Here is a 15,624-nt window from a genome sequence, read left to right as displayed (position 1 = left end):
CGCCGCAGCAAAAGGCGGGCAGGGGATGCGGCTTTTCGTCGGGCTCGGGAATCCGGGCGGCAAATACGCCCAGAACCGGCACAATATCGGCTTCATGGCGGTGGACCGGATCGCCGAGGATCACGGCTTCACCCCTTGGCGCTCGCGCTTTCAGGGGCAGGCTTCCGAAGGGATGCTTGGCGGCGAAAAGGTCGTGCTGCTGAAACCCTCCACCTTCATGAACCTGTCGGGCCAGTCGGTCGGCGAGGCGATGCGCTTCTACAAGCTGACGCCCGCGGACGTGACGGTGCTGCATGACGAGCTGGACCTTGCCCCCGGCAAGAGCCGCTGCAAGACCGGCGGCGGCCATGCCGGGCATAACGGGCTGCGGTCGATCCATGCGCATATCGGCGAGGCCTATCACCGGGTCCGACTCGGCATTGGTCATCCGGGGCACAAGGACCGGGTCGCGGGCTATGTGCTGGCCGACTTCGCCAAGGCCGATCAGAACTGGCTGGACGACTTGCTGCGCGGCATCTCCGACGGCGCGCCGATGCTGGCCGCCGGGGATAGCGCGCGCTTCCTGAACGCCGTGGCGCTGCGCACCGCGCCGCCACGGTCGGGGACCGGGTCGGAGGGGGCGAAGCCGGGGAAGGCCGCCGCTCCGGCGCCAGAAGCGGCAGACAAGCTTGCACCGGAGCCCAAGCCGGCACCAGAGCCGGAGCCACAAGCGCGCACCGCCCTCCAGCGCCTCGCGGACCGCTTCCGGTGAGCTGGCGCGCGGCCTTTGCCGCGCAGGCCCGCGCCTGTGCCGGTCTGGGCTCGCCCTTCACCGCCCGGCTGCTGCAGGGCTTCGCCGATCATGGACTGCCCGAGGGCGCGGTCGCGCAGCGGATTGGCAGTTGGCCCGGCGACATCTCCGGCTCAGGAGCCTCGGTGCCGCTGCGGCTGGCCGGGGCGCTGCACGGGCTGGTGCTGGAGGGGCGCGATGCGGCGCTGGCGGCGGTCTATCCCCCGACCGAAGCCGATGAGCTTGCGCTGCGCCGCGCCGCCTCGGCAGCGATTCTCGCGCAGGAGGAGTGGGTTCTGCGCAGGCTCGACACCGCCCCGCAGACCAATGAGGTCGCCCGCTCCGCCGCGCTGATCGTGGCGGCGCGTTGGCTGTCGGGCCAGACTGGGCTGCCGACCGTGCTGTCGGAACTTGGCGCCAGCGCCGGGCTGAACCTGATCTTCGACCGCTATGCGCTGCAAACACCGGACGGGCGACTTGGCCCTGCGGATGCCAGGGTGCTGCTGGCCCCCGACTGGCGCGGCGCACCTGCGACCGGCGCCGAGCCCCGCATCGCCGCCCGCGCCGGGGTGGACCTCGCCCCGCGCGACCCCGCGGCGGACAGGCTGCGGCTGCTGTCCTATGTCTGGCCCGATCAGCCCGAGCGGCTGGCCCGGATCGCCGCCGCGCTGGATGAGGCGGCGGCGCTGCGCCCCGAGCTGGCGCAGGGCGATGCGGTGGACTGGCTGCAGCAGCGTCTGGCGCAGCCGCGGCCGGGGTATCTGCATCTCGTGTTCCACACCGTCGCGTGGCAGTATTTCCCGAAGGGCCTGCAGGCCCGCGGCGAGGCGCTACTGGCCGAGGCTGGCACCCGCGCCACGCCAGATGCACCGCTGGCGCGTTTCGGGATGGAGGCGGATGGCGCGCGCCCGGGCGCGGCGCTGACGCTGACGCTCTGGCCCGGCGGCACAGCGCAGCCGGTGGGCCGTTTCGATTTTCACGGCCGCTGGATCGACTGGCGCCCCCCGGGGCCGTGAGCGCGCCTATGGCACCCTTCCCGCAATCAACCAACGTGCGGATCAGAGCCAAGCGGCCCCCATCAGACGCAGCGTCGCATTTGCCTGGCGCCTCCCGCATACTTGATTTTCCGTGAAGGCCATACCGGCCATTTGAGCCATCGACAGCCCTGACGATCCGGTGACGAAATATGCCCCGGCGCTGACGGGCGGGGTCTAAGACGGGCCAGCATCCGCAATGTGCTCAACATGGCTTCGGGTGTGACCTTCAACGAGAAATATTTCGATTTCTTTATAGATATCATCAAGATGAGCCGAGTTCTCGCGCTTGGCGGATCCATGGGCCGCTTTGCCGCCAAGAGGGAAGAGACCTTCATCGCCCCCGGCGCACAGTGGCAATATGTGTCCATCGACACCCATGTTCTGTCGATGGTGCTGCGCGGCGCGACGGGGCGGCCTATTGCAGAGCTGCTGTCTGAGAAGATCATTGCGCCGATGGGGCTGGAGGCCGAGCCCTATTATGTCACCGATGGCTACGGGGTGGAGTTCGTTCTGGGCGGGCTGAACCTGAGGACGCGGGACTATGCCCGCATGGACAGATCTTCCTTCAGAACGGCGCCTGGAACGGGGAGCAGATCGCGCCCGCGGACTGGGTCGAGGCCTCGACGGCGCGTCCGCTCCCACAGAGCCGGGGGCGGCGATGCGCTATGGCTATCAGTGGTGGATCCCGGGGGATGCGGAGCCGGGCGAATTTCTTGCCCGCGGCGTCTATGGGCAATATGTCTATGTGAACCGCCCGGCGGGTGTGGTGATCGCGTCCAACGGCGCCGATCGCCAGTTCCGCGAGGACGGCTCCTTCCCCGATGTGCTGGACATGTTCCGCCGCATCGTGGCCCTTGCTGAACAGGAGAGATGAGATCGAGAAAGATCCCGCAACCAACGTTCTGGGCCAGGCGCTGGAGGTTTGTGGCACGGACCCGGTCACTGGCTTCTTCCGCGACGGCCATTGCAACACCTGCGCCGAGGATGCCGGCAGCCACACCGTCTGCGTGACGATGACGGCAGAGTTTCTGGCCTGGTCGAAATATGTCGGCAACGACCTGTCGACCCCGCGCCCCGAATATCGCTTTGCCGGGCTGAAACCCGGGGATAGCTGGTGCCTCTGCGCCGGCCGGTTCTTGCAGGCGCATGACGAGGGCTGCGCGCCGCAGGTGCGGCTTGCGGCGACCCATGCCCGCGCGCTGGACATCGTGCCGCTGGCGGTGCTGCAAGAGCACGCGGCGGTCTAGGATGCAGCGGGCGGCGAGGGCTCTGCCGACAGCGCTGCTGCGGGCGAGGCAGGCGCTGTCGGCACGTTGGCGACGGTGGGTGGCGGCAGCGCCTCGGTGCGGGGGGGCAACTCGCCGTCGATCAGATCCTCGATGAACAGCGACAGCAGTTGCGGGCGGCCTGTGACGCCCGCCTTGCGATAGATCGCGTTGGTCTGCGCCTTGACCGTTCCTTCGGAGGTCTGGCGCAGCACGGCAATCTCGGCGGTCGACATGCCCTTGACCGCAAACAGCGCCACGTCCCTCTCTGCCGGGGTCAGCCCCCAGCCGGTGAAACGCTCCTCCAGCAGTTCCATGAAGGCGCCTGAGGCGCGGCGCAGCTTCTCTTCCGCCCGCGCCCGCCCCCGGATGCTGCGCGCCAGCGTCAGCGCCCCCAGCACCAGCCCCAGCAGCAGCCCGACCGCTGCCCCGATCTCCAGCAGTTCGCGGTTTTGCCAGCTGATCGGCGCGACATAGATCCCCAGCACCGACAGCAGGATGTCGGACACGAAGAACACGGCGCAGGCCGTCTGCACCATCAGAATGACACATACTGCGACAAGGCTTTTCATAGCGCGCGGCCCACGGAACCGGTCGGTGACATCATCGCGCCGCCTCAGTCGTCATCATCGCCGGCATCATCATCGCGGTCACGGCCGCGATCATCCCCTCGGTCGTCGTCATCGTCGTCGTCACGGTCATCATCATCGTCGTCATCGTCCTCCTCCGACGATCCCCCCGAAGAGCCGCTGCCCGAAGACCCGCTGCCCGATGATCGATCCCGGCTGCCGTCACCGCCGCTGGCGGTGAACGGGTTGGTGGGTGCCCCATCGGGCGAGATCCACAGGTCGCGCAGGATTTCGCCGGTGCGCGGGTCAAGGATAATCTCGCGGGTGCCGGCTGGGCCTTTTGCATAGATCCGGGCTCGGCCCAGCAGGGTCCGCGCGGTCGACACCTCGGAGAAGCCTTCCGCGCGCAGCTCACCTGCGATCCGGTCGGCCATCGACTGCGACAGTGCCGCGGTCGGGCACAGGGCCAGAGCCAGGAGGGTGGTGAGGAGGAAGCGGCGTTTCACGGTGGGGTCCAACTGATCAGCGTGCGGGGGCGGTTCATCGAGTATTCCCAGAATGGAGGCAGGGCAGCAAGCCCGGCGGCTCAAGAGTCGCTCCGCGCAAATCCTTGCGCGGAGCATCACTCCCATCGGTGGGGATAGCGGGTGCGAAGCGACCCTGCTGTCAGTCGTCGTGGTCATCCCCGCCGCGGTCATCGTCGTCGCCGCCACGGTCGTCATCGCGGTCGTCATCGCGGTCGTCGTCCCGGTCGTCATCACGATCATCGTCACGGTCATCGTCGTCGTCGCGGCCGTCCGAGTCGTCATACCCGTCGAACGAATCATCGCTGGAGCGGTTGCGGGACTGGCTGTCGTCGCGGCCCCGGCCGTCACGGTCCAGATAGACGCCCGGCGTGGTGTTCTCGCCGGGGCGCACGGTTTCCGTCTCGGACTTGACCACCTTGCCGCTGCGGCTCACCACGTCCAGCTCCAGCTTTTCGGTGCCGCGGATGGCCTCGATCTCGGTAATGCCCCGGCCGGGGTTGATCTCGATACGGGTGTAGCCCTGTTCCTTGAGGTCGGCGACGATTTCGGACACGGGCGATGCCGGGGCGGTCTGGGCCTGCGCGGCGCCAGCCATCAGCAACAGCGCCGAGGCAGCTGCAATAAGTCGGGTCATGAAATGCTCCTGTGCTTCGGGGTCGACCGGAAGTGGTCTTCCCCCAGACAGGGCCATTCAAACGTCCCCAACAATTGACCCGAGGTTTAGGCCCGAGGCCCTATATCCCCGGACCCAGCCCGATATGCCTTGGGTTTATGCCGATTTCCGTTCGCGAAGCGTCGGCGGGCCCCGTCAGATCTTCATATCAAAGCCAAGGTGCTTGGCCACGGTGAAGATGTCCTTGTCGCCGCGCCCACACATGTTCATCACGATGATATGGTCTGCGGGCAGCGTCGGCGCGATCTTGATGACATGGGCCAGCGCATGGCTCGGCTCCAGCGCCGGGATGATTCCCTCCAGCCGGCAGCAAGTCTGGAAGGCCGCCAGCGCCTCGGCATCGGTGATGCTGACATATTCGGCGCGGCCGATCTCATGCAGCCAGGCGTGCTCGGGCCCGATGCCCGGATAGTCGAGCCCGGCCGAAATCGAATAGCCCTCAAGGATCTGGCCATCCTCATCCTGCAGCAGATAGGTGCGGTTGCCATGCAGCACGCCGGGGCGCCCGCCGGTCAGGCTGGCGCAATGCTCCATCCGGTCATCGACGCCCTTGCCGCCGGCCTCGACCCCAATGATGCGGACCGAGGCGTCATCGAGGAACGGGAAGAACAGCCCCATCGCGTTCGATCCGCCGCCGATGGCCGCGATGATGGTGTCGGGCAGGCGGCCCTTGCCCTCATGCTCTTCCAGCTGCCAGCGGGTTTCCTTGCCGATGATCGACTGGAAATCGCGCACCATCGCCGGATAGGGATGCGGGCCGGCCACGGTGCCGATGCAGTAGAAGGTGTCGCGGACATTGGTGACCCAGTCGCGCAGCGCGTCGTTCATTGCGTCCTTCAGCGTGCCGCGGCCCGAGGTGACGGGGATCACCTCCGCCCCCAGAAGGCGCATCCTGAACACGTTGGGCGCCTGCCGTTCGACATCATGCGCGCCCATGTAGACCACGCATTTCAGCCCGAAGCGCGCGCAGACCGTCGCAGTTGCCACGCCGTGCTGGCCCGCGCCGGTTTCGGCGATGATCCGGCTTTTGCCCATCCGCATCGCCAGCAGGATCTGCCCCAGCACGTTGTTGATCTTGTGCGCGCCGGTATGGTTCAGCTCGTCGCGCTTCATGTAGATCTTGGCGCCGCCAAGCTCCTCGGTCAGCCGTTCCGCGAAATACAAGGGCGAGGGGCGGCCCACATAGTTCTTCCACAGATCGTCCATCTGCGCCCAGAAGCTCGCATCTGTCTTGGCCCGCTCATACTCCGCCTCCAGCTGCAGGATCAGCGGCATCAGCGTTTCCGACACGAAGCGCCCGCCGAAGATGCCGAAGCGGCCGTTTTCATCGGGGCCGTTCATGAAGCTGTTGATCAGGTCGTCGGGCATCTGGGGTCCTCCGTTGCGCACCTGCTGACTTAGCGCCAAGGCCCCTTGGGGTAAAGCGGCACGATGCCTCGCTGATCACGGCCTCGTTATCCGTGGGGGCGCAACTTCCCCGCAACTCCTTCCGTACCTCCAGCATCGACCGACCGGCCTTGCGGATTTCCGCAGCGCCATCGATTTGAGAAATGGAGAGACACATGACCCGCCTTATCGCAGCCCTGCTGCTGACCACCGCCCCGGCCTTTGCGGATACCGCTGTTGGCCTGACCGGAGACAAGACGCTTCTGATGATCGACACCTCCACCGCGGCCGTCACCGGCGAGATCGAAGTTCAGGGCGTGGAGAGCCTTCTCGGCATCGACCTGCGCCCGTCGAACAACACCCTTGTCGGTGTGACCGCCGACCACGTGATCGTCGTGATCGACCCGGCCACGGGCACGACCACCGAGCTGTCCACCATGACTACCATGCTGCCGTCCACCGATGGCCCGGTCGTGGTTGACTTCAACCCGATGGCCGACCGTCTACGCTTCATGACCGGCACCACCAACCACCGCGTGAACGTCGATACCGGCGAAGTCACCGTCGATGGCTCGCTGGCCTTTGAGGCGGGCGACATGCATGCGGGGGAGGCGCCGAACATCGTGGCCGCCGCATACATCAACAGCTACGGCAAGCCGGAAGCGACCGGCATGTATGACATCGACGCCACCCTTTCCGCGCTGATCAAGCAGACCGCGCCGAACGATGGCACGCTGGCCGCTGTCGGCAAGCTGGGCCCGGTGCTGGACGGTCCCGTCGGCTTCGACATCGCCACCACCGCCGAAGGCGAGAACACCGCCTGGCTGGCCGCGATGGGCGGGATCCACACCGTCGATCTGGACACCGGCGCCGTCACCCAGTCCTGGGATGTGACAGGGGCTTCGGGCGAGATCCGCGACATTGCCATTCTTCCGGCGATGTAAGCGGTAGGGTGTAACGAGTGCGGGCGCGAGGGGGAATCCTCGCGCCCTTTTTCTATCCGGCAGCGGTGATGAAAGCCGCAATCGCGGCGGGGTCTTTGACGCCGGGCGCCGATTCCACGCCCGAGGACACATCGACCTGCCGCGCTCCGGTCAGTCGGATCGCCTCGGCGACATTCGCGGGGGTCAGCCCGCCCGCCAGCATCCAGGGCCGGTCCCACTCGCGCCCCGCAATCAGCCGCCAGTCGAAGGCAAGGCCGTTGCCACCGGGCAGGGCGGCGCCCTTGGGGGGCTTGGCGTCGATCAGGATCTGGTCGGCGACCTGCGCATATTCGGCAATCGCCGCAAGGTCGACCTCTTCCGCAATCCCCACCGCCTTCATCACCGGCAAGCCAAAACGCGCGCGGATCTCGGCCACGCGGGCCGGACTCTCATGGCCATGAAGCTGAAGCATGTCCAGCGGCACCGCCTGCACGATGGCATCGAGCGCCGCGTCATCCGCATCCACCACCAGCGCCACCTTGGCGATGCCCATCGGCACCTGCAGCGCCAGCGCGGCGGCTTGCGGCAGCGACAGGTTCCGGGGGGAGCGGGAGAAGAACACGAAGCCCATATAGGTCGCGCCCGCCTGTGCGACGGCATCGACATGGGCGGCCTCGGTCAGGCCGCAGATTTTCACACGCGTATGCATGCGCCGTGTCTAGCGGCTACGCGCGCCGCCCTCAAGCAGCGCCAGCACCTCATCCTTCTGCTGGCCGTTGCCGCCTTGCAGCCGGTTCACCTCGGATTTCAGCTGCGCCGCCTCGCGCCGGTTGCGGCTGGCAGCGCTGCGATGCTTGGCCTCGCGCGCCCATTCCCAGACGAAGCCAACCAGCAGCCCTGCCAGAATGCCGGCAAAGATCACCAGGAACAGCGGCAGCTGGATCACCCAGTCGAGGCCGAGGAACATTCCCGCATCTTCGGGCAGCAGCCGTAGTGTCACAGGCGCGCGGTTGGCCAGCGCCACCGTCAGCAGCACAAGGGCCAGCAGCCCCAGCAGGGCCAGTCGCAGCACACGTATCATCGCAGGGTCATCCTTCGCCGTTCAGCCGGTCTCGCAGCAGCTTGCCGGTCTTGAAGAACGGCACATGCTTTTCCTCTACTGAAACCGCTTCGCCTGTGCGCGGGTTCCGTCCGGTGCGCGCATCGCGCCCCTTTACCGAGAATGCGCCAAAGCCGCGCAGCTCGACCCGGTCGCCCCGCGCCATCGCTTCGGTGATCTCTTCAAAGATCGTGTTCACGATCCGCTCCACATCCCGCTGAAACAGGTGCGGGTTCTCTTCGGCAATCATCTGGATCAGTTCGGACCGGATCATGTGAATCCTCTCGCAGGTCTCGGCAGCCCCCGCCGTATTGAGGGACTATAGGCGCATTCCTGGCGGGCTCAAACAGGAAAGCCATTGGAAAAGCGCGGGTTTCCCTGTGATCCGCGGGGAGTTGCCCATGGCGGCCCGCCGGCCCCGAGATGCTGCGGCGCGGCACCCGCGCCCGGTTCGGGCCGCAACCGGGCCGATTCGCAGCCCCTGCAACGCAAAACGGCCCCACCCGGATAGGGTGGGGCCGTTTGTTCGCTTGCGCAGAGGCGCCGGGCTTACTTGTCGCCGCCGCCCTTGAGGGCCGCACCGAGGATATCCCCCAGCGAGGCGCCCGAGTCCGACGAGCCATACTGCTCGACAGCTTCTTTCTCTTCCGCGATCTCACGTGCCTTGATCGACAGGCCCAGACGGCGGGTCTTCGAATCGACGTTGGTCACGCGCGCATCGACATGGTCGCCGATCTGGAAGCGTTCCGGGCGCTGTTCAGCCCGATCGCGCGACAGATCCGAGCGGCGGATGAACGACTTCATCTGGTTGTACTCAACCTCGATGCCGCCTTCCTCGATCGCCGTCACGGTGACGGTGATGATCGAGCCGCGCTTCACGCCGTCAACCGCGTCCGAGAACGTGTCGGCGTCCAGCGCCTTGACCGAGAGCGAGATGCGCTCCTTGTCCACGTCCACTTCGGTCACGGCGGCCTTCACCATGTCGCCCTTGCGATAGTTCGCAATGGCATCTTCGCCGCGCTGGTCCCAGCTGAGGTCCGAAAGGTGGACCATGCCGTCGATGTCGTTGTCGAGGCCGACGAACAGACCGAATTCGGTGATGTTCTTGACTTCGCCTTCGATGACGGTGCCGATCGGGTGGGTTTCGGCAAACACTTCCCACGGGTTGCGCATGGTCTGCTTGAGACCCAGCGAAACGCGGCGCTTGGCGGTATCGATTTCCAGCACCATGACGTCCACTTCTTGCGAGGTGGAGACGATCTTGCCGGGATGGACGTTCTTCTTGGTCCAGGACATTTCCGAAACGTGGACCAGACCTTCGACACCGGCCTCCAGCTCGACGAACGCGCCGTAGTCGGTGATGTTGGTCACGCGGCCCTTGTGGACCGAAGTGATCGGGTAGGCCTTCTCGACGGCATCCCACGGATCGGCCTGCAGCTGCTTCATGCCAAGGCTGATGCGGTGGGTTTCCTTGTTGATCTTGATCACCTGGACCTTGACGGTCTCGCCGATGTTCAGGATCTCGTTCGGGTGGTTGACGCGGCGCCAGGCCATGTCGGTCACGTGCAGCAGGCCATCGACGCCGCCGAGATCCACGAACGCACCGTATTCGGTGATGTTCTTGACCACGCCGTCAACGACTTCGCCTTCGGCCAGCTTGCCGATGACTTCGGCGCGCTGCTCGGCCCGCGATTCTTCAAGGATCGCACGGCGCGAGACAACGATGTTGCCACGACGACGGTCCATTTTCAGGATCTGGAACGGCTGCTTCAGGCCCATCAGCGGGCCGGCATCGCGCACGGGGCGCACGTCGACTTGGCTACCGGGCAGGAACGCAACAGCGCCGCCCAGGTCGACCGTGAAGCCGCCCTTGACGCGGCCGAAGATGGCGCCCTCGACGCGCTCTTCCTTCTCGTAGGCTTTCTCCAGCCGGTCCCAGGCCTCTTCGCGGCGGGCTTTCTCACGGCTGATGACTGCCTCGCCGCGTGCGTTCTCGACCCGGTCCAGATAGACCTCGACAACGTCACCCACGGCGATGTCCGGGTTTTCACCCGGGTTCGCGAATTCTTTCAGATCGATGCGGCCTTCCATCTTGTAGCCGACGTCGATGATGGCCTGGCCCGCCTCGATGGCGATGACCTTGCCTTTGACGACCGATCCCTCGTCGGGGGTATCGATCTCGAAGCTTTCCTGAAGAAGGGCTTCAAATTCTTCCATAGTCGCTTTGGCGCACATGCGTGTCAGTTTCCTTTGTAAGCGTTTTTCTGGCCTTGCGGTTGGCTCCGCCGGTCTTTGGTTGCGGTCTTTGGGGCGCTATGCCTTCATGGGCCGCAAGGGCCTCGGATCGCTCCGGGCCCTTCATGCGGTCCAGTTCGGGGCAAGGCCACCTTTCGGACTGGCCGCGATATAGTCGCTGATGCCGCCGCGGGCAAGGAAATAAGCACTTTCTTTGGCCCGGGCGCCAAGGGGCCGGAGGTCAGTCGCAGGGGCGAGAGACCACATCATATTCGGGGACCGGAAACCGTTCGTCCCCGCGCAGGAGCACTGCGGCGCGGGCGTCCGATTCGGTGGGTTGGGCCCGGCCCCAAGGCTGGCCGAGGCTGTCCGGGTTCAGCCGGAGCGTCTGGCAGATGCCTTGGCTGGTGATCTGCGCCTCCCCGGCCTCCCGAAGGTCGATCCGGTAGCCGGCCTTGCGCCTGGCGCCGGTGATCTCGAAGGTCAGCGGGGAGGGCAATTCAACGGCGCCGGTTTGCTGTTCGGCGTCCTCGTCCCAGACATCGCCGGGCGCGAGCCGGACCCGATAGCTCCCCGGCGGCACCAGCACCCGGAAGAACCGCCCGCCCTCGATGAACGCCGCAAGCGCCACCTCGCCCGTGGCAGCATCGGTCAGCAGCAGCGAGCGATCGTCGCCCGCCAAAGTCTGCACCTGCAATGGAAACACCGCCGGCAGGCCGGTGCGGTTCCACAGCAGCCCATGGTCGCTGCCCGCGGCGGCGGGCTGCGCGGCCAGAACAGCAGTGAGTGCAAGGATGGGGAAGCGTGTCATCATGCAGCAAACATGGGACCGAGCCTTCAAAAGTCCAAGCCTCAGCCGAGCCTGTCCTGCACCGCCGCCACCGCCCGGCCCACCGCCTCGGCAATGCTCAACTCCGAGGTGTCCAGAACCAGCGCATCGGCGGCGGGTTTCAGCGGCGCATCGGCGCGCCCCATGTCGCGGGCGTCCCGCTCGACCACCTCGGCCAGCACGGCTTGATAGGGCAGGGGCGCCGCCTCGCCGCCCAGTTCCTGCCAGCGCCGCCCGGCCCGCACCTCGGCACTGGCGGTGACATAGAGCTTCACCTCCGCCTCGGGGCAGATCACCGTGCCGATATCGCGCCCGTCCAGCACCGCGCCGCCCTCGCGCCGGGAAAAGCGCCGCTGAAAGTTCAGCAACGCCGCCCGCACCGCGGGAATCGCCGCAACCCGGCTGGCGGCCTGCCCGGCCTCGGCGCTGCGCAGATCGCCGCGGGCGAGGTCCTCGGGAGTTAACGCGCAGGCAGCGACAGGGTCAGCCCCCTCGGCCACCTTCGCCCCCACCGCCCGATACAGCAACCCGGTATCCAGATGCGCAAACCCGAACCGCTCCGCCACCGCGCGGCCGATGGTCCCCTTGCCCGCCGCAGCCGGCCCGTCGATCGCCACGGTAAAGATCATGCGGCCCCCGCGGTCTAGTTGCTGCGCTCGATGCGGGCGCCGAGGTCCGCCATCAGGGTCTCGAAGGCGGGGAACGAGGTGGCAATCGGGCTGGCATCATCCACGCGCACCGGCTTGCGGCTGGCGAGCCCCAGCACAAGGAAGCTCATCGCAATCCGGTGGTCGATATGCGTCGCGCAGGTCGCGCCGCCGGGCACGCCGCCGGGGCCCATGCCATGCACGATCAGCGTGTCCTCATCCTCCTCGATCCGCACGCCGCAGGCCTCCAGCCCCCGCGCCATCGCGTCGATGCGGTCGCTCTCCTTGACGCGCAACTCCTTGACTCCGCGCATGATTGTCGTGCCTTCCGCAAAGGCGGCAACCACCGACAGCACCGGAAACTCGTCGATCATGCTGGCCGCCCGCTCCGCTGGAACCTCGATCCCGGTCAGGGCCGAAAAGCGCACGCGCAGGTCCGCCACCGGCTCGCCGCCCTCTTCGCGCGGATTGCCGAACTCGATATCGGCGCCCATCTCCACCAATGTCGTATAAAGACCATTCCGGGTCAGGTTCTGGCTGACACCAGGCACCAGAATGTCGGAATTCTCCACAATCAGCGCCGCGCAAACCGGGAAGGCCGCCGAGGAGGGATCGCGCGGCACCGCAACGGTCTGGGCGCGCAGTTCCGGCTGGCCGACAAGGGTGATCACCCGACCCTCGGCCGTGTCCTCTACATGAAGATCGGCCCCGAAGCCCTTGAGCATCCTCTCAGAATGGTCGCGGGTGGGTTCCGCCTCGATCACCACCGTCTCGCCCGGCGCATTCAGCCCCGCCAGCAGCACCGCCGACTTCACCTGCGCCGAGGGGACCGGCACGCGGTAGCGCACCGGTACCGGATCGGCGGCGCCTACCACCGTCATCGGCAGGCGGCCACCTGAGCGTCCGTAAGCCTTTGTTCCGAAGAGTGAAAGAGGGTCCGTCACCCGCGCCATCGGCCGTTTGCGCAAGCTGGCGTCGCCGGTGAAGGTCACCGTCATCGGAGTTGTCGCCATGCAGCCCATGATCAGCCGAACGCCGGTGCCGGAGTTGCCGCAGTCAATGATATCAAGGGGTTCCGCGAAGCCGCCGACGCCGACGCCGTTGACGGTCCAGTGGCCCTCGCCATGCCGCACCACCTCGGCCCCGAAGGCGCGCATGGCACTGGCTGTGTCGAGCACGTCCTGGCCTTCCAGAAGGCCGGTCACCACCGTCTCGCCCACCGACAAAGCGCCCAGAATCAATGCCCTGTGGCTGATCGACTTGTCGCCGGGCACTTCGGCGGTGCCGGTCAGCGGGCCGGATCTGCGGGCGGTCATCGGGATCGGGGCGGCGTGGCCGGACATGGGCGGGCTCCTTGGCAGGTCTGCGCCCGGGGTGATACCGCAAGCGGCAAGCCCCGTCCATCGCGGCATATGGAAGCCATACAGAACCTATACATATATCATATGTATAGCGAAACTCTCAGGCACTCCGCCCCCCCCCCTTGCTTTTTTCCAAATATCCTCGGGGGTCCGGGGGCAGACGGCCCCCGGCGGCCGGCCAAGGGCGCTACGCTGCGGCGGCTGATGGCTCCGCCAGCGCCACAATATCCATCATGATCCGGTTCAGCTCGAAATCCTTCGGCGTGTAGACCCGGGCCACGCCCTGCGCGAGCAGGGCGGCCGCATCCTCATCCGGGATGATCCCGCCCACGACCAGCGGCACATGGCCAAGGCCCGCCGCCTGCATCCGCTCCAGCACTTCGGCGATCAGCGGCAGGTGGCTTCCGGACAGGATCGACAGGCCCACCACATGCGCCTGCCGTTCCACCGCCGCTTCCACGATCTGCGCAGGGGTCAGGCGGATGCCGTCATAGCTGATCTCCATCCCGCAATCGCGGGCGCGGAAGGCGATCTGTTCGGCGCCGTTGGAATGGCCATCAAGGCCCGGCTTGCCGACCAGGAAGGTCAGCCGGCGGCCGAGCTTCGAGGAGACTGCATCGACGGCCTCGCGGATCGGCTCCAGCCCTTCGGTGCGGTTCGACGGGCTGCGCGACACGCCGGTCGGGCCGCGATACTCGCCATGCACCTGCCGCATCACGCCGGCCCATTCGCCGGTGGTGGCGCCGGCCTTGGCGGCGGCGACCGAGGCCGGCATGATGTTCTGCCCGGCGCTGGCCGCTGCGCGCAGGTCGGCCAGTGCTGCCGCCACCGCCGCGCCGTCGCGGGCCGCGCGCCACTCTGCCAGCCGATTGACCTGATCCTGCTCCACCGCCGGGTCCACCGTCATGATCCCGCCTTCGCTGTCGACCAGCGGCGAGGGCTCGCCCTGCTGCCAGCGGTTGACGCCGACCACGACGGTCTCGCCCGTCTCCACCCGGCCGATGCGGGAGGCGTTCGATTCGACCAGCCGCGCCTTCATGTAGTCGATGGCGGCAATGGCGCCGCCCATGGCATCGAGCGTCGCGAGTTCGGCGCGGGCGCCGTCCTTCAGCGCCTCGACCCGTGCCGCGATCACCGGGTTGCCGTCGAAGAGGTCCCCATATTCCAGAAGGTCGGTTTCATAGGCCAGGATCTGTTGCATCCTGAGCGACCATTGCTGGTCCCAGGGGCGGGGCAGGCCAAGCGCCTCGTTCCAGGCGGGCAACTGCACGGCGCGGGCGCGGGCGTTCTTTGACAGCGTCACCGCCAGCATCTCGATCAGGATCCGGTAGACGTTGTTTTCGGGTTGCTGCTCGGTCAGGCCGAGGCTGTTGACCTGCACGCCATAGCGGAAGCGGCGGAATTTCTCATCCTCGATGCCATAGCGGGTCAGGCAGATCTCATCCCAGAGCTCGGTGAAGGCGCGCATCTTGCACAGTTCGGTGACGAAGCGGATGCCGGCATTCACGAAAAAGCTGATGCGGCCGACCATGGCCGGAAACTCCGCCTCGGGCACCTTGCCCTTCAGATCGTCCAGCACCGCCACGCCGGTTGCGAGGGCAAAGGCCAGCTCCTGCTCGGGCGTCGCGCCGGCCTCTTGCAGGTGGTAGGAACACACGTTCATCGGGTTCCATTTGGGCAGATGCACGGCGGTATAGGCGGCGACATCGGTGATCATCGCCAGGCTGGGCTTGGGCGGGCAGATATAGGTGCCGCGGCTGAGGTATTCCTTCACGAGGTCATTCTGCACGGTGCCCTGCAGGGCAGAGACATCGGCGTCTTGCTCCTCGGCTACCGCGATATAGAGCGACAGGAGCCAGGGCGCGGTGGCGTTGATGGTCATCGAGGTGTTCATCTTGTCGAGCGGGATATCGGCGAACAGCGCCCGCATGTCGCCCAGATGCGCCACCGGCACGCCGACCTTGCCGACCTCGCCCCGCGCCAGTTCGTGATCGCTGTCATAGCCGGTCTGGGTGGGCAGATCGAAGGCGACCGACAGGCCGGTCTGCCCCTTGGCAAGGTTGGCGCGGTAGAGCGCGTTGGACTTGGTGGCGGTGGAATGGCCGGCATAGGTGCGGAACAGCCAGGGCTTGTCGCGGGGAAGGGCGGTGTCGGTCATGCTGCTCTCCGAATCCGGGGCGGGGAATCCAAGCTGGGTGGCCTGGCAAGATAGTTGCGCTGAAAATGGTGATAGGCGAAAGAATGTGTCGCTGTCAATTCGCCGCGCTGCGGCAGGGCGGCGCCGCGCTGCGGCTGGGGATTTTG

At 66.7% G+C, this 15,624-nt stretch carries 17 protein-coding genes and 1 pseudogene; 6 read left to right on the top strand and 12 right to left on the bottom strand.

The window, feature by feature from the left end; translation table 11 throughout:
• The first annotated feature begins 25 nt into the window (after positions 1 to 25).
• From pth to Q8S30_RS12905, 5 genes and pseudogenes are all read left to right on the top strand, one after another.
• On the top strand, positions 26 to 751 hold the full coding sequence (gene pth / locus Q8S30_RS12920; RefSeq protein WP_305666418.1) for an aminoacyl-tRNA hydrolase: 726 nt from the start codon (positions 26 to 28) through the stop codon (positions 749 to 751).
• Entirely contained in the window at positions 748 to 1,785 is a 1,038-nt protein-coding gene (locus Q8S30_RS12915) for a DUF2332 domain-containing protein (protein ID WP_305666417.1), read from the top strand. Before pth ends, Q8S30_RS12915 begins: the two co-directional genes overlap by 4 nt.
• Positions 1,786 to 2,013: 228 nt before the next feature.
• Positions 2,014 to 2,211, top strand: a pseudogene (locus Q8S30_RS21125) (6-aminohexanoate hydrolase); the annotation flags it as partial.
• A 253-nt stretch (positions 2,212 to 2,464) separates the two neighbouring features.
• Entirely contained in the window at positions 2,465 to 2,680 is a 216-nt protein-coding gene (locus Q8S30_RS21120) for a hypothetical protein (protein ID WP_371135522.1), read from the top strand.
• A 1-nt stretch (position 2,681) separates the two neighbouring features.
• Positions 2,682 to 3,053: a DUF2237 family protein gene (locus Q8S30_RS12905; RefSeq protein ID WP_305666628.1), complete on the top strand. Its 372-nt coding sequence runs from the start codon at positions 2,682 to 2,684 to the stop codon at positions 3,051 to 3,053.
• On the opposite strand, the gene Q8S30_RS12900 is transcribed toward Q8S30_RS12905, so the two are convergent.
• From Q8S30_RS12900 to trpB, 4 genes are all read right to left on the bottom strand, one after another.
• Entirely contained in the window at positions 3,050 to 3,643 is a 594-nt protein-coding gene (locus Q8S30_RS12900) for a helix-turn-helix transcriptional regulator (protein WP_305666416.1), read from the bottom strand. The genes Q8S30_RS12905 and Q8S30_RS12900 overlap by 4 nt on opposite strands.
• Before the next feature lie 44 nt (positions 3,644 to 3,687).
• On the bottom strand, positions 3,688 to 4,146 hold the full coding sequence (locus tag Q8S30_RS12895) for a hypothetical protein (protein WP_305666415.1): 459 nt from the start codon (positions 4,144 to 4,146) through the stop codon (positions 3,688 to 3,690).
• Positions 4,147 to 4,306: 160 nt separating this feature from the next.
• Positions 4,307 to 4,801: a PepSY domain-containing protein gene (locus Q8S30_RS12890; RefSeq protein WP_305666414.1), complete on the bottom strand. Its 495-nt coding sequence runs from the start codon at positions 4,799 to 4,801 to the stop codon at positions 4,307 to 4,309.
• A 174-nt stretch (positions 4,802 to 4,975) separates the two neighbouring features.
• Positions 4,976 to 6,208 carry a tryptophan synthase subunit beta gene (gene trpB, locus Q8S30_RS12885; RefSeq protein WP_305666413.1) on the bottom strand — a complete coding sequence of 411 codons (1,233 nt, stop codon included), beginning with the start codon at positions 6,206 to 6,208 and terminating at the stop codon, positions 4,976 to 4,978.
• Between the two features lie 194 nt (positions 6,209 to 6,402).
• Between trpB and Q8S30_RS12880 the strand changes: the two genes are divergently transcribed.
• Complete coding sequence (locus Q8S30_RS12880) at positions 6,403 to 7,170, top strand: DUF4394 domain-containing protein (RefSeq protein WP_305666412.1); 768 nt, start codon at positions 6,403 to 6,405, stop codon at positions 7,168 to 7,170.
• Between the two features lie 52 nt (positions 7,171 to 7,222).
• Here the strand turns inward: Q8S30_RS12880 and Q8S30_RS12875 are convergent, their stop codons facing one another.
• The 8 genes from Q8S30_RS12875 to Q8S30_RS12840 all read right to left on the bottom strand — a co-directional run bounded on the left by Q8S30_RS12875 (position 7,223) and on the right by Q8S30_RS12840 (position 15,478).
• The gene (locus Q8S30_RS12875) at positions 7,223 to 7,858 is read right to left on the bottom strand and encodes a phosphoribosylanthranilate isomerase (RefSeq protein ID WP_305666411.1); all 636 of its coding nucleotides are present in this window, start codon (positions 7,856 to 7,858) and stop codon (positions 7,223 to 7,225) included.
• A 9-nt stretch (positions 7,859 to 7,867) separates the two neighbouring features.
• A complete protein-coding gene (locus Q8S30_RS12870) occupies positions 7,868 to 8,230 on the bottom strand; it encodes a LapA family protein (protein ID WP_371135514.1) in 363 nt (120 codons plus the stop codon).
• Between the two features lie 7 nt (positions 8,231 to 8,237).
• Positions 8,238 to 8,522: an integration host factor subunit beta gene (ihfB, locus tag Q8S30_RS12865; protein ID WP_066810059.1), complete on the bottom strand. Its 285-nt coding sequence runs from the start codon at positions 8,520 to 8,522 to the stop codon at positions 8,238 to 8,240.
• Between the two features lie 275 nt (positions 8,523 to 8,797).
• On the bottom strand, positions 8,798 to 10,483 hold the full coding sequence (gene rpsA / locus Q8S30_RS12860; protein ID WP_305666410.1) for a 30S ribosomal protein S1: 1,686 nt from the start codon (positions 10,481 to 10,483) through the stop codon (positions 8,798 to 8,800).
• Between the two features lie 241 nt (positions 10,484 to 10,724).
• Positions 10,725 to 11,294, bottom strand: coding sequence for a hypothetical protein (locus Q8S30_RS12855; protein WP_305666409.1), 570 nt, complete (start codon positions 11,292 to 11,294; stop codon positions 10,725 to 10,727).
• Between the two features lie 41 nt (positions 11,295 to 11,335).
• Positions 11,336 to 11,941, bottom strand: a complete 606-nt coding sequence (locus Q8S30_RS12850) for a d(CMP) kinase (protein ID WP_305666408.1) — start codon at positions 11,939 to 11,941, stop codon at positions 11,336 to 11,338.
• 14 nt (positions 11,942 to 11,955) lie between these two features.
• Positions 11,956 to 13,302, bottom strand: coding sequence for a 3-phosphoshikimate 1-carboxyvinyltransferase (gene aroA / locus Q8S30_RS12845; protein WP_305666407.1), 1,347 nt, complete (start codon positions 13,300 to 13,302; stop codon positions 11,956 to 11,958).
• 205 nt (positions 13,303 to 13,507) lie between these two features.
• A complete protein-coding gene (locus Q8S30_RS12840) occupies positions 13,508 to 15,478 on the bottom strand; it encodes a protein meaA (RefSeq protein WP_305666406.1) in 1,971 nt (656 codons plus the stop codon).
• Positions 15,479 to 15,624 lie beyond the last annotated feature (146 nt).

The sequence above is a fragment of the Frigidibacter sp. genome (assembly GCF_030695035.1).
Classification (GTDB): domain Bacteria; phylum Pseudomonadota; class Alphaproteobacteria; order Rhodobacterales; family Rhodobacteraceae; genus Frigidibacter.
Note: the sequence above shows the minus strand (reverse complement) of the source record. Positions and strands in the feature narration are given on the sequence as shown.

What these genes read in the sequence shown, in the direction of transcription:
- Q8S30_RS12840 (WP_305666406.1), bottom strand. Translation starts at nt 15,478, where the DNA reads ATGACCGACACCGCCCTTCCCCGCGACAAGCCCTGGCTGTTCCGCACC.
- aroA (WP_305666407.1), bottom strand. Translation starts at nt 13,302, where the DNA reads ATGTCCGGCCACGCCGCCCCGATCCCGATGACCGCCCGCAGATCCGGC.
- Q8S30_RS21120 (WP_371135522.1), top strand. Translation starts at nt 2,465, where the DNA reads ATGCGCTATGGCTATCAGTGGTGGATCCCGGGGGATGCGGAGCCGGGC.
- pth (WP_305666418.1), top strand. Translation starts at nt 26, where the DNA reads ATGCGGCTTTTCGTCGGGCTCGGGAATCCGGGCGGCAAATACGCCCAG.
- Q8S30_RS12875 (WP_305666411.1), bottom strand. Translation starts at nt 7,858, where the DNA reads ATGCATACGCGTGTGAAAATCTGCGGCCTGACCGAGGCCGCCCATGTC.
- trpB (WP_305666413.1), bottom strand. Translation starts at nt 6,208, where the DNA reads ATGCCCGACGACCTGATCAACAGCTTCATGAACGGCCCCGATGAAAAC.
- Q8S30_RS12900 (WP_305666416.1), bottom strand. Translation starts at nt 3,643, where the DNA reads ATGAAAAGCCTTGTCGCAGTATGTGTCATTCTGATGGTGCAGACGGCC.
- Q8S30_RS12855 (WP_305666409.1), bottom strand. Translation starts at nt 11,294, where the DNA reads ATGACACGCTTCCCCATCCTTGCACTCACTGCTGTTCTGGCCGCGCAG.
- ihfB (WP_066810059.1), bottom strand. Translation starts at nt 8,522, where the DNA reads ATGATCCGGTCCGAACTGATCCAGATGATTGCCGAAGAGAACCCGCAC.
- Q8S30_RS12870 (WP_371135514.1), bottom strand. Translation starts at nt 8,230, where the DNA reads ATGATACGTGTGCTGCGACTGGCCCTGCTGGGGCTGCTGGCCCTTGTG.
- Q8S30_RS12850 (WP_305666408.1), bottom strand. Translation starts at nt 11,941, where the DNA reads ATGATCTTTACCGTGGCGATCGACGGGCCGGCTGCGGCGGGCAAGGGG.
- rpsA (WP_305666410.1), bottom strand. Translation starts at nt 10,483, where the DNA reads ATGTGCGCCAAAGCGACTATGGAAGAATTTGAAGCCCTTCTTCAGGAA.
- Q8S30_RS12890 (WP_305666414.1), bottom strand. Translation starts at nt 4,801, where the DNA reads ATGACCCGACTTATTGCAGCTGCCTCGGCGCTGTTGCTGATGGCTGGC.
- Q8S30_RS12880 (WP_305666412.1), top strand. Translation starts at nt 6,403, where the DNA reads ATGACCCGCCTTATCGCAGCCCTGCTGCTGACCACCGCCCCGGCCTTT.